The 11,113-nt window shown below is 69.0% G+C and carries 14 protein-coding genes and 4 tRNA genes; 6 read left to right on the forward strand and 12 right to left on the reverse strand.

The genetic code is table 11. The features are described from left to right. Nucleotides 1–305: 305 nt before the first annotated feature. Both ACFU6I_RS27685 and ACFU6I_RS27690 read left to right on the forward strand, forming a co-directional pair. The gene (locus ACFU6I_RS27685) at nucleotides 306–539 is read left to right on the forward strand and encodes an Lrp/AsnC family transcriptional regulator (RefSeq protein WP_064070330.1); all 234 of its coding nucleotides are present in this window, start codon (nucleotides 306–308) and stop codon (nucleotides 537–539) included. Nucleotides 540–559: 20 nt separating this feature from the next. Next, nucleotides 560–1,048 carry a DUF3515 domain-containing protein gene (locus tag ACFU6I_RS27690; protein ID WP_384371596.1) on the forward strand — a complete coding sequence of 163 codons (489 nt, stop codon included), beginning with the start codon at nucleotides 560–562 and terminating at the stop codon, nucleotides 1,046–1,048. Between the two features lie 8 nt (nucleotides 1,049–1,056). On the opposite strand, the gene ACFU6I_RS27695 is transcribed toward ACFU6I_RS27690, so the two are convergent. Genes ACFU6I_RS27695 through ACFU6I_RS27705 form a run of 3 tightly spaced genes read right to left on the reverse strand, consistent with a single transcriptional unit; the run spans nucleotide 1,057 to nucleotide 4,034 of the window. Continuing rightward, nucleotides 1,057–2,214: a D-alanine--D-alanine ligase family protein gene (locus ACFU6I_RS27695; RefSeq protein WP_384371598.1), complete on the reverse strand. Its 1,158-nt coding sequence runs from the start codon at nucleotides 2,212–2,214 to the stop codon at nucleotides 1,057–1,059. Between the two features lie 60 nt (nucleotides 2,215–2,274). Further along, nucleotides 2,275–3,285: an NAD(P)H-dependent glycerol-3-phosphate dehydrogenase gene (locus tag ACFU6I_RS27700; RefSeq protein WP_266981094.1), complete on the reverse strand. Its 1,011-nt coding sequence runs from the start codon at nucleotides 3,283–3,285 to the stop codon at nucleotides 2,275–2,277. Then, nucleotides 3,282–4,034 (reverse strand): lysophospholipid acyltransferase family protein, encoded by a 753-nt coding sequence (locus ACFU6I_RS27705; protein ID WP_384371600.1) that lies wholly within the window; start codon nucleotides 4,032–4,034, stop codon nucleotides 3,282–3,284. The genes ACFU6I_RS27700 and ACFU6I_RS27705 overlap by 4 nt, the downstream gene beginning before the upstream one ends. A gap of 163 nt (nucleotides 4,035–4,197) precedes the next feature. Here ACFU6I_RS27705 and cofC point away from each other — a divergent pair, with 163 nt between their 5' ends. Both cofC and ACFU6I_RS27715 read left to right on the forward strand, forming a co-directional pair. Continuing rightward, entirely contained in the window at nucleotides 4,198–4,881 is a 684-nt protein-coding gene (gene cofC / locus ACFU6I_RS27710) for a 2-phospho-L-lactate guanylyltransferase (protein ID WP_384371602.1), read from the forward strand. A 10-nt stretch (nucleotides 4,882–4,891) separates the two neighbouring features. Further along, nucleotides 4,892–5,095, forward strand: coding sequence for a hypothetical protein (locus ACFU6I_RS27715; protein WP_037689929.1), 204 nt, complete (start codon nucleotides 4,892–4,894; stop codon nucleotides 5,093–5,095). A 111-nt stretch (nucleotides 5,096–5,206) separates the two neighbouring features. Here the strand turns inward: ACFU6I_RS27715 and ACFU6I_RS27720 are convergent, their stop codons facing one another. The 4 genes from ACFU6I_RS27720 to leuC form a co-directional block, all read right to left on the reverse strand. Continuing rightward, nucleotides 5,207–5,869 (reverse strand): HU family DNA-binding protein, encoded by a 663-nt coding sequence (locus ACFU6I_RS27720; protein WP_384371604.1) that lies wholly within the window; start codon nucleotides 5,867–5,869, stop codon nucleotides 5,207–5,209. 143 nt (nucleotides 5,870–6,012) lie between these two features. Beyond that, a complete protein-coding gene (locus ACFU6I_RS27725; protein WP_072487271.1) occupies nucleotides 6,013–6,240 on the reverse strand; it encodes a hypothetical protein in 228 nt (75 codons plus the stop codon). 104 nt (nucleotides 6,241–6,344) lie between these two features. Further along, a complete protein-coding gene (leuD, locus tag ACFU6I_RS27730; RefSeq protein WP_384371606.1) occupies nucleotides 6,345–6,938 on the reverse strand; it encodes a 3-isopropylmalate dehydratase small subunit in 594 nt (197 codons plus the stop codon). 5 nt (nucleotides 6,939–6,943) lie between these two features. Beyond that, entirely contained in the window at nucleotides 6,944–8,368 is a 1,425-nt protein-coding gene (gene leuC / locus ACFU6I_RS27735) for a 3-isopropylmalate dehydratase large subunit (protein WP_384039764.1), read from the reverse strand. Nucleotides 8,369–8,543: 175 nt separating this feature from the next. Here leuC and ndgR point away from each other — a divergent pair, with 175 nt between their 5' ends. After that, nucleotides 8,544–9,260 (forward strand): IclR family transcriptional regulator NdgR, encoded by a 717-nt coding sequence (gene ndgR, locus ACFU6I_RS27740; protein ID WP_030928691.1) that lies wholly within the window; start codon nucleotides 8,544–8,546, stop codon nucleotides 9,258–9,260. Between the two features lie 117 nt (nucleotides 9,261–9,377). Here the strand turns inward: ndgR and ACFU6I_RS27745 are convergent, their stop codons facing one another. Further along, nucleotides 9,378–9,884, reverse strand: coding sequence for a DUF4188 domain-containing protein (locus tag ACFU6I_RS27745; protein ID WP_384371608.1), 507 nt, complete (start codon nucleotides 9,882–9,884; stop codon nucleotides 9,378–9,380). Nucleotides 9,885–9,975: 91 nt separating this feature from the next. Here ACFU6I_RS27745 and ACFU6I_RS27750 point away from each other — a divergent pair, with 91 nt between their 5' ends. Then, the gene (locus ACFU6I_RS27750) at nucleotides 9,976–10,617 is read left to right on the forward strand and encodes a MerR family transcriptional regulator (RefSeq protein WP_384371610.1); all 642 of its coding nucleotides are present in this window, start codon (nucleotides 9,976–9,978) and stop codon (nucleotides 10,615–10,617) included. An 88-nt stretch (nucleotides 10,618–10,705) separates the two neighbouring features. Here ACFU6I_RS27750 and ACFU6I_RS27755 read toward each other — a convergent pair. From ACFU6I_RS27755 to ACFU6I_RS27770, 4 genes are all read right to left on the reverse strand, one after another. Then, nucleotides 10,706–10,778 (reverse strand) — tRNA-Glu (locus ACFU6I_RS27755). 24 nt (nucleotides 10,779–10,802) lie between these two features. Next, a tRNA-Gln gene (locus tag ACFU6I_RS27760) sits at nucleotides 10,803–10,874 on the reverse strand. Nucleotides 10,875–10,886: 12 nt separating this feature from the next. After that, nucleotides 10,887–10,959, reverse strand: a tRNA-Glu gene (locus ACFU6I_RS27765). 60 nt (nucleotides 10,960–11,019) lie between these two features. Next, nucleotides 11,020–11,092 (reverse strand) — tRNA-Glu (locus ACFU6I_RS27770). Between the last annotated feature and the right edge of the window lie 21 nt (nucleotides 11,093–11,113).

Below are 11,113 nucleotides of genomic sequence, written 5' to 3' on the forward strand. Positions count from 1 at the left end.
CTCATCTGTCGCGCCGGACGGACGTCCGGTCTCGGTCGGCGGCCGGTGGTCCGGGCCGTGGCCCGGCCGCCGGGAGCAGTCTGCCCCCGTTGCCACCGGCATGCCTGTCCCCCGCCCGCACCGCTGCGCTTGCGGTCGCGGGCCTTCAGTGCTGTCGGTACTGTCAAGGCATACGTCAACTGATGGCATCCGTGCGCCACGCTGTGGACGTCATCCGTTCCACAGGTCTCCCCGCCGCCCTCGGCAACGCGATACCGTGGCGTCTCTTTCCCCCACATGATCCTCGTGGCCGCCCTGGAGGTTCCGTGGTACAGGCGTACATCCTTATTCAGACCGAGGTGGGCAAGGCGTCGACCGTCGCCGAGACCATCGCGAAAATCCCGGGAGTGATCCAGGCAGAGGACGTCACCGGCCCCTACGACGTGATCGTGCGCGCGCAGGCCGACACAGTCGATGAACTCGGCCGCATGGTGGTCGCCAAGGTCCAGCAGGTGGACGGCATCACCAGAACCCTGACCTGCCCGGTCGTCCACCTGTAGCCCCCGTCTACGCTGGGCCGGTGACGTCCTTCCGCCGCCGGCTCCGCCGCCCCGTGTTTCTCGGTCCGTCCGCTGCCGTTCTGGTGCTGGCCGCAGCGGGCTGCTCCGCAACGGGCTCCCCGGCGTCGATCACGGTCCCCACCCCGGTGCCGGAAGTCGCAGCCTACTGCGGTGCCCTGCACAAGGAGCTGCCGGAGACCGTTGCCGGACAGAACCGTGACGACTCCGGGCCGAGGTCCGTGCTGACCGCCTCGTGGGGGGACGGGGCGATCGTACTGCGCTGCGGCGTCGACCGGCCCGCGAAGATGGACGATCCCATGGCCAAGGGGACCGAAGCGGACGGCGTCAACTGGCTGCTGGAGCAGCCGGAGGACGCCGGTCCGCGCTTCACCACGACCTATCGCAAGGCGTATGTCGAGGTGACGCTCTCGTCGGCGTACGCCCATGACGCCAGCCCGCTGGCTGCGTTCGCCCCGGCCGTCAGGAAGACGGTCCCCGACAGCGTGTAGCTCCGGGGTCAGCGCAGGCCGGTGGACCGGGTCAACGCCGCCTGGATCAGCCGGTCGACCAGCTCCTGGTAGCTCACACCGCTCTCCTGCCACATCCGCGGGTACATGGAGATCGGAGTGAAGCCCGGCAGCGTGTTGATCTCGTTGATGACGAACGTGCCGTCCTCGGTGAGGAAGAAGTCGGCGCGCACCAGGCCTTCGCAGGACGCGGCCTCGAACGCGTCGATCGCGAGCCGCTGGACCTCGGCGGTCTGCTCCTCGGTGAGCGGGGCGGGCACGATCCCGGACGCCGAGTCGATGTACTTGGCCTCGAAGTCGTAGAAGTCGTGCGAGGTGACCGGCGGGATCTCGGCGGGCACGCTGGCACGCGGTCCGTCCTCGAACTCCAGCACCCCGCACTCGATCTCGCGGCCGCGCAGCAGCGACTCGACGAGGAACTTGGGGTCGTGGCGGCGGGCTTCCTCGATCGCCTCGTCGAGTCCGGAGAGGTCGTCGACCTTGGTGATGCCGATGGACGAGCCGGCCCGCGCGGGCTTCACGAAGAGCGGCCAGCCGTGTTCCCCGGCGAAGTCCACGATGCGCTTGCGGGCGGCGAGGCGGTCGTTGTCCCATTCGCGGGGGCGGACGACGACGTACGGGCCGACGGGCAGCCCGAACGAGGTGAAGACCCGCTTCATGTACTCCTTGTCCTGGCCCACCGCCGAGGCGAGCACACCGGCACCCACGTACGGCACGCCGGACAGCTCCAGGAGCCCCTGAAGGGTGCCGTCCTCGCCGTACGGGCCGTGCAGGACGGGGAAGACGACATCGACCTCGCCGAGCGCCTTGGGCACCGAGCCGGGCTCGCTGTAGACCACTTCGCGGCTGCCGGGGTCGACGGAGAGCACCACGCCGCCCTCGGAGGACTCGGCCAGTTGGGCCACGTCCGGCATCTTCCGGTCCGTGATGGCCATGCGTTCGGGCTCGTCGGCGGTGAGCGCCCAGCGGCCGTCCGTCGTGATGCCGATCGGCAGGACGTCGTACTTCGTCCGGTCGATGGCGTTCAGGACGGCACCTGCCGTGACGACCGAAATACCGTGTTCGGAGCTGCGGCCGCCGAACACGACGGCCACACGCGGCTTGCGGAGCTGCTGCTTCGGGCTCTGGGGGAGGTTCTCGCTGCTCATATCGCGATGAGCGTACCTGCTGGTACGGGTCGCGTCAGCGCCACCGGGGCCGGTCGGGCGTCAGTGCCGCTCGGCCTTCGCGCTGCGCGACATGAGCTCGCCCAGAGCGACCATCGGCGGCTTGCCCTCGTGGACGATGGAGACGACCGTCTCCGTGATGGGCATGTCGACGCCGTGCCGGCGCGCCAGATCGAGCACCGATTCACAGGACTTGACGCCCTCGGCGGTCTGCTTGGTGACGGCGATGGTCTCTTCCAGCGTCATGCCGCGGCCGAGGTTGGTGCCGAAGGTGTGGTTGCGCGACAGCGGCGAGGAACAGGTCGCCACGAGGTCGCCGAGACCGGCGAGTCCGGAGAACGTCAGCGGGTCGGCGCCCATGGCGAGACCGAGCCGGGTGGTCTCGGCGAGGCCGCGGGTGATGAGCGAGCCCTTGGCGTTGTCACCGAGGCCCATCCCGTCGGCGATGCCGACGGCGAGACCGATGACGTTCTTCACCGCGCCGCCGAGTTCGCAGCCGACCACGTCGGTGATGGTGTACGGGCGGAAGTACGGGGTGTGGCAGGCGGCCTGGAGGCGGCGGGCCACCGACTCGTCCTGGCAGGCGACGACTGCCGCGGCGGGGCGGCGTTCGGCGATCTCCTTGGCCAGATTGGGGCCGCTGATGACGGCGATGCGGTCCGCGGGGACCTTGGTGACGTCCTCGATGACCTCACTCATCCGCTTCGCGGTGCCGAGTTCGACGCCCTTCATCAGCGAGACGAGGACGGTGTCCGGTTCGAGGTGCGGGGCCCAGTCGGCGAGGTTGGCGCGCAACGTCTGCGAGGGCACGACGAGCACGGCGAAGTCGGCGCCGCGCAGCGCCTCGGCGGCGTCGGTGGTGGCCCTGATGGATTCGGGGAGCTCAATTCCCGGCAGGTAGTCGGGGTTGGTACGGGTCGTGTTGACCGCCTCGGCGAGCTCGGCGCGACGGCCCCAGAGGGTGACCTCGCAGCCGGCGTCGGCGAGAATCATGCCGAAGGCCGTACCCCATGAGCCGGTTCCGAAGACGGCTGCTTTTACGGGGTGCGTCACTTGGGTGCCTCTCCTTCGGCCTTGCGCCGCTGTTCGGCACGCGCCTTGCGGTGGTCGTACAGCTCGGCGGGGGCCTTCTCGCCGCGTACGACTTCGAGCTGGGCGGTGACCGCGGCCATGATGACCTCGGTCGCCTCGCGCAGGACGTCGGGCGTCGGCTCCATGTCGTAGAACCGGGAGAGGTCGACGGGCGGACCGGCCTGCACCTGGAGGGTCTTGCGCGGGAACAGTCGGAGCTTGTTCTCCTTGGCGTACGGCGGCATCACCAGGTTCGCGCCCCACTGGGCAACGGGGATGACCGGGGCCTTCGTCATCAACGCGACGCGGGCGGCGCCGGTCTTGCCGGCCATGGGCCACATGTCGGGGTCGCGGGTGAGGGTGCCCTCCGGGTAGAAGGCGACGCATTCGCCGCGCTCGATGGCGTCGACGGCGGCCCGGAAGGCGTCCAGCGCGTTGGTCGTCTCGCGGTACACGGGGATCTGTCCGGTGCCACGCAGCATCATGCCGACAAAGGGGGTCTTGAAGAGCCCCGCCTTGGCGAGGAGCCGCGGCACCCGGCCGGTGTTGTACTGGAAATGACCGTAGGAGAGCGGGTCCAAGTACGAGTTGTGATTGACCGCAGTGATGAATCCGCCTTCGGCCGGAATGTGCTCCATTCCCCGCCAGTCACGCTTGAACAGAACCACCAGCGGCGGTTTTGCGATGACCGCCGCCAGGCGGTACCAGAAGCCGATTCTGCGGCCGGACACTCGGACACCTTCCTCTACGGACCTGACGTGTTTGCCTGCCTGTGGCGGTCAAGTCTCGCCCCAGGCCCCTGCTCTGTCGAGAACACCGTACGCCCCACCCCCGGGGCCGCCCCTCCGGGTTGTCGCACCGGGTTGTCGTACCGGCAGGCGAGAATAAGCGGCGATGCGCACCGAGGGGGAGATCGCCACGAACACCGACCGGACCGGGGTGTGGTCCCTGGTCGTCCCGTTGAAGCCGCTGGCAAGGGCCAAGAGCAGGCTGACGCAGGCAACGGGCCCGCTGCTGCGCCCCCGGCTCGCCCTGGCCTTCGCCCAGGACACCGTGGCCGCCGCGCTGGCCTGCCGGGCCGTACGGGATGTGGTGGTCGTCACGGACGACCCGATGGCCGGGGCCGCGCTCTCGGCGCTCGGCGCGCGCATCGTTCCCGACCGACCGGCCGCCGGACTCAACGCCGCGCTGGCCCATGGCGAGCGGGCGATACGCGGCCGAAGGCCCGCCGCCGCAGTCGCCGCGCTCAACGCGGATCTGCCCGCGCTGCGTCCCGCGGAATTGTCCCGGGTGCTCGAATTCGCCGCTGAATTTCCGCGCGCATTTGTCACGGATGCGGCGGGAATCGGCACGACTTTCCTGTCGGCTTCGGTGGGGATGGAATTGCGTCCGGCTTTCGGGGGTCCGTCCCGGGCCCGGCATCTCGCCTCGGGCGCGGTGGAAATAGTCCCGGCCGGCATCGACTCGGTCCGCCAGGACGTGGACACCGGCGCCGATCTGCGGGCCGCGCTGGCCCTCGGGGTGGGTCCGCACACGGCGGGCAGCTTGGCCGCGGAAGTGCCCGCGAGGGACCGATAGGCTGCCGTTCATGCAGGCGACCTCGTACACGTACGACCCCGAGACCCGCACCGGCAGTGTGCTGCTCGACGACGGCACCCCGGTGGAATTCGACGCCCCGGCCTTCGACGCGGGCGGCCTGCGGCTGCTGCGCCCGGGGCAGCGGGTGCGGATCGAGGTGGAGGGCGAGGGGGCGACCCTGCGGATCACCCTGGTGACGCTGCAGACGTTCTGAAGGGCGCGTCCGGCCCACGGGGCCGCTGAACGCACCCCGGACAGCCCGCGGGCCGGGCTCCCCGAGGGGAGCCCGGCCCGGCGCGTGTGAGGAGCCCTGCGCTGCTCGGTCTCACTTCTTCCGTGCGACGGCCTTCTTGGCAGTGGTCTTGCGCGCCGTGGCCTTCTTCGCGGGCGCCTTCTTCGCCGTGGCCTTCTTGGCGGGCGCGGTCTTGGCGGCGACGGCCTTCTTGGCAGCCGTCGTCTTCTTCGCCGCCGCGGTGGTCTTCGCGGCTGCCGTGGTCTTCTTGGCCGCCGCGGTCGTCTTCTTCGCGGTGGTCTTCTTGGCCGCGGCGGTCTTCGCTGCCGTCACGGTCTTCTTGGCGGTGACCTTCTTCGCCGCGGCCTTCTTGGCGGTGGCCTTCTTGGCGGCGGCCTTGGTGATCGCACGGGCGGAAACACCACCCGAGAGGCTGCCCTTGGGCGCCTTCTTCACGGCCACATCGTGCTTGGGGAGCTTCTTCGAGCCGCTGACCAGGTCCTTGAAGCCCTGTCCCGCACGGAAACGGGGCACCGAGGTCTTCTTGACCCGCACGCGCTCACCCGTCTGCGGGTTGCGGGCGTAGCGGGCCGGGCGGTCGACCTTCTCGAACGAGCCGAAACCGGTGACCGAGACCCGGTCCCCCGCGACAACTGCACGGACGATCGCGTCGAGTACCGCGTCGACAGCGTCCGCGGCCTGCTGACGGCCGCCGACCTTGTCGGCAATCGCTTCTACGAGCTGTGCCTTGTTCACGTCTTCCCCTTCGGAGACATTGCCAGAACGTAAGTGTTCAAGCGTTTTCGCACGTTAGGCAGATATATACCGCAAATCAAACACGAAACGGGCTAATCACCCTAGTGCCGCAACGAAGTCGACCGCTGCACAGTTCCGCAGAGTCAGTCACCTTCGGGGAATCGGCCCTCATCGAGGTCCTTCATCAACCGGTCCAGACGCCTTGCCGCATCCGGGAGATCGTGCTTCGCCGCAGCCGTGATGACCAACAGCTTCCGGGACAGCGCCATCCGTACGCCCTCCGGGACTTGCAGTGCGCGCACTCTTGTGTGCGCTTCCTTCAATCGGTCGGCGACTTGGCCGTAAAGCTTGAGTTGGCTGTCGCGTTCCATGCACCGATTGTGCCATCTGGGGCGAGTTGTCGCCCGACGGGGTCTCAACAAGCGACTGCGCCCCCTACCAGAAGGCAGGGGGCGCAGTACTGGAAACGCGCTGCTCAGGCGTTAATTGTACGCGGCTTGAAGGTCGGCCTTGCCGCCTCATAAGTCGCGATGTCCGCTTCGTTCTGAAGGGTGAGGCTGATGTCGTCCAGCCCGTTCAGCAGTCGCCAGCGGGCGTTCTCGTCGAGCTCGAAGTCGGTGGTGATGCCCTCGGCCCGGACCTGGCGCGCCTCCAGGTCGACGGTGACCTCGGCGGCCGGGTCGGCCTCGGTCAGCTCCCACAGTGCGTCGACGACCTTCTGGTCGAGAACCACGGTCAGCAGCCCGTTCTTCAGCGAGTTGCCGCGGAAGATGTCGGCGAACCGGGAGGAGATGACGGCCTTGAAACCGTAGTTCTGCAGGGCCCAGACGGCGTGTTCGCGGGAGGACCCGGTGCCGAAGTCGGGACCGGCCACCAGGACCGTTGCGCCGTCCCGCTCGGGCCGGTTGAGGACGAACTCGGGGTCCTTGCGCCATGCCTCGAAGAGCCCGTCCTCGAAGCCGTCGCGGGTGACCTTCTTCAGCCAGTGGGCGGGGATGATCTGGTCGGTGTCGACGTTGCTGCGGCGCAGCGGGACGACCCGGCCGGTGTGTGCGGTGAAAGCTTCCATGGTTCTCAGACTCCGGCGGACGTAAGGGCGTCGGACAGGTCGGCCGGCGAGGCCAGACGGCCCAGCACGGCGGTGGCGGCGGCGACCTGCGGGGAGACCAGGTGGGTACGGCCGCCCTTGCCCTGCCGGCCCTCGAAGTTCCGGTTCGAGGTCGACGCGGAGCGCTCGCCCGGGGCCAACTGGTCGGGGTTCATGCCGAGACACATCGAACAGCCCGCGTGCCGCCATTCCGCGCCGGCCGCGGTGAAGACCTTGTCCAGGCCCTCCTCGACGGCCTGCAGGGCGACCCGGACCGAGCCCGGGACGACCAGCATCCGTACGCCGTCGGCGACTTTGCGGCCGTCCAGGATCGCGGCCGCGTTGCGCAGGTCCTCGATCCGGCCGTTGGTGCAGGAGCCTACGAAGACGGTGTCGACGTTGATCTCGCGCAGCGGCTGTCCGGCGGTCAACCCCATGTATTCCAGGGCCTTTTCGGCGGCGTTCCGCTCCGAGGCGTCCTCGTACGAAGCCGGGTCGGGGACGTTGGCCGACAGGGGCGCGCCCTGGCCGGGGTTGGTGCCCCAGGTGACGAACGGCGCCAGTTCGGCGGCGTCGATGACGACCTCGGCGTCGAAGACCGCGTCGTCGTCCGTGCGCAGCGTCTTCCAGTACGCGACGGCGGCGTCCCAGTCCTCGCCCTGCGGGGCGTGGTCGCGGCCCTTCAGGTAGTCGAACGTGGTCTCGTCCGGGGCGATCATGCCGGCCCGGGCGCCCGCCTCGATCGACATGTTGCAGATGGTCATCCGGGCTTCCATCGAGAGCTTCTCGATGGCGGAGCCGCGGTATTCGAGGATGTAGCCCTGGCCGCCGCCGGTGCCGATCCGGGCGATGATCGCGAGGATCAGGTCCTTGGCCGTGACACCGTCGGGCAGTTCGCCGTCGATGGTGATCGCCATGGTCTTCGGGCGGGCCAGCGGCAGCGTCTGCGTGGCCAGGACGTGCTCGACCTGGCTGGTGCCGATACCGAACGCCAACGCACCGAAAGCGCCGTGCGTGGAGGTGTGGGAGTCGCCACAGACGACGGTGGTGCCGGGCTGGGTCAGACCCAGCTGCGGGCCGACCACGTGCACGACGCCCTGCTCGACGTCGCCCAGCGGGTGCAGCCGTACACCGAACTCCGCGCAGTTCTTCCGCAGGGTCTCCAACTGGGCGCGGGAGACCGGGTCGGCGATCGGCTTGTCGATGTCGAGGGTCGGGGTGTTGTGATCCTCGGTGGCGATGGTGAGGTCGAGGCGCCGCACCCGGCGTCCGGCCTGCCGGAGGCCGTCGAAGGCCTGGGGGCTGGTCACCTCGTGCAGCAGGTGCAGATCGATGAAGAGAAGATCGGGCTCGCCGTCCGCGCGCCGGACGACGTGGTCGTCCCAGACCTTCTCCGCGAGTGTCCTACCCATCGCTTTCCCTCCGGCCGGCGTCTTCGCCGGCCCAACTAGAGATTTCGGTGCGCCGCCGTCCGGACCCCCGTGCGGGGCGGTGGCTACGGGCCGTTGTGCGGCCGCCCCTACAGGTTCGCAACTTCCGCGGGAAATTGAACTTGCGTTTCACAGAGTGAGACGCGAGTATCGTCGTATGGACAACTCTAGCGGCGTCGGCGTTCTCGACAAGGCGGCTCTGGTATTGAGCGCCCTGGAGTCCGGCCCGGCCACCCTCGCCGGGCTGGTCGCGGCGACCGGGCTTGCACGACCCACGGCTCATCGACTGGCTGTGGCACTGGAACACCACCGGATGGTGGCGAGGGACATGCAGGGCCGATTCATCCTCGGCCCCCGACTGGCGGAGCTCGCGGCCGCGGCAGGCGAGGACCGCCTGCTGGCGACGGCGGGCCCGGTGCTCACGCATCTGCGGGACATCACCGGCGAGAGCGCGCAGCTCTACCGCCGGCAGGGCGACATGCGGATCTGCGTGGCTGCGGCGGAGCGGCTGTCCGGACTGCGGGACACCGTGCCGGTGGGCTCCACCCTGACCATGAAGGCGGGCTCATCGGCCCAGATCCTGATGGCCTGGGAGGAGCCGGAGCGCCTGCACCGCGGCCTTCAGGGCGCCCGCTTCACGGCGACGGCGCTCTCGGGCGTGCGCCGCCGGGGCTGGGCCCAGTCGATCGGCGAGCGGGAGCCGGGCGTCGCCTCGGTCTCGGCGCCGGTACGCGGGCCGTCGAACCGGGTGGTCGCCGCGGTCTCGGTCTCCGGACCGATCGAGCGGCTGACCCGCCACCCGGGACGGATGCACGCCCAGGCGGTCATCGACTCGGCGGCCCGGCTGAGCGAGGCCCTGCGCCGCAACGGCTGACGTACGGATCACGCACACAGGCGCGTCCCGGGGCCCGTCCGCCGCACAGGCCCGGCAGCAGGCCCGGCACAGCAAGAAATCGTTCCCCGGCCGTCCCAGCGTCGTGACGGCCCCCTCTCAGCCCTTCCGCTCCGCGGACGAGCGGTGCGCGAAACGGTCCGCCGCCCTCCGTCCCCGCTTCTCGATCGGCAGCACGCCCGTCGCCGCAGCCAGTCCGTACGGCGGCATGTCGGCGTAGATCGATTCGTACGACCCCTCGGGCGCGACGTATGCCTCGTGCCACAGCCCCACGTGCTGCCGGGACTTCTTCTCCTTGCGGTTCATCATCGTCCAGGCCTTGCGGTGGAACATGTCGGGCGCGGCGGCGTACGCGTAGAGCTTCTCCTTGGACTCCCAGTACTGGACGACGTAGTACGTCCTCGGCGATCCGGACAGCAGGGTGTAGCCGAGCAGCCCGCGGCTCCTGTCCCGGCTCAACTCCCGCAGCATGCGCGGCATTGCCACGAAGACCGGCAGCCAGTGGTGCACGCCCCAGAAGTGATTGATGCGCATCCCTATGAGCAGGACGACCGCGTCCCCCTCGGCTGCCGCGGTCGTCCGCCCCGGTATCGGCTTCGCACGCACGCCTTGCCCCCTGATCACGTTGGAGAGTGCAGCTATCCAATGGTTGGATAGTGACACTGCCCAAGGGGTGGCGCAAGGGAAGGCACAGAACATGCGACTCGCGGAACTGAGCAAGCAGAGCGGCGTCTCGACGGCGACGATCAAGTACTACCTGCGCGAGGGGCTGTTGCCGCCCGGTGAGCGCGTCAGCGCGACCCAGGCCGAGTACGACGAGAGCCATCTGCGCCGACTGCGTCTGGTGCGGGCACTGATCCAGGTGGGCCGCCTCCCGGTGGCAACGGCCCGCGAGGTACTGGCCCATGTCGACGACGAATCCCTCGGCCGCACGATCCGGCTGGGCGCCGCCCTCTGGTCGCTGCCGCACGGCCCCGAGCCGGACGGGGACGCCCCGGAGACGGAATCAGCGCGCCGCGAGGTCGACCGGCTTCTCGACCGGCTCGGCTGGGCGTTCGTGCAGGAACTCGGTTTCCTGGACCCCACGTACCGCTCGTTGGTCGCCTCCATGGCCACACTCATCCGGCTCGGCTACGCCTGCGACATCGAGTACTTGACCGAGCAGGCCCGCCTCATGGAGCAAGTCGCGGTCCGAGACCTGGACATGATGGAGTCCTATCCGGCAGGGGCGGAGCAGGTGGAGATGGCGGTGGCCTCGGTCGTGCTCCACGAACCGCTGTTGCTGTCGCTGCGCCGGTTGGCCCAGGAGGAGGAGTCGAACCGGCGGTACGGACTCTGAGTGCGCCGGGCCCGTGCGCAACGGGCACCGAACACACGAGCAAGGGCCCCTCACCGAAGTGAAGGACCCTTGACCGCTTGCTCTGTTGTACCCCCGACCGGATTCGAACCGGCGCTACTGCCGTGAGAGGGCAGCGTGCTAGGCCGCTACACAACGGGGGCGTGTTGTACAGATGAAGATCTGCGCTGGGCTACCAGGACTCGAACCTAGAATGACGGTACCAGAAACCGTAGTGTTGCCAATTACACCATAGCCCATGGTGAAACCCGTACCCCCGACCGGATTCGAACCGGCGCTACTGCCGTGAGAGGGCAGCGTGCTAGGCCGCTACACAACGGGGGCCCTAGCGATCCTGCATCGAAATCGTGGGTGCGACCCAGATGATCTCGCGGGAAGGATCTGTACCCCCGACCGGATTCGAACCGGCGCTACTGCCGTGAGAGGGCAGCGTGCTAGGCCGCTACACAACGGGGGCGTGTTGTACAGATGAAGATCT

This window comes from Streptomyces sp. NPDC057486, from assembly GCF_042802415.1.
GTDB lineage: Bacteria > Actinomycetota > Actinomycetes > Streptomycetales > Streptomycetaceae > Streptomyces > Streptomyces yanii.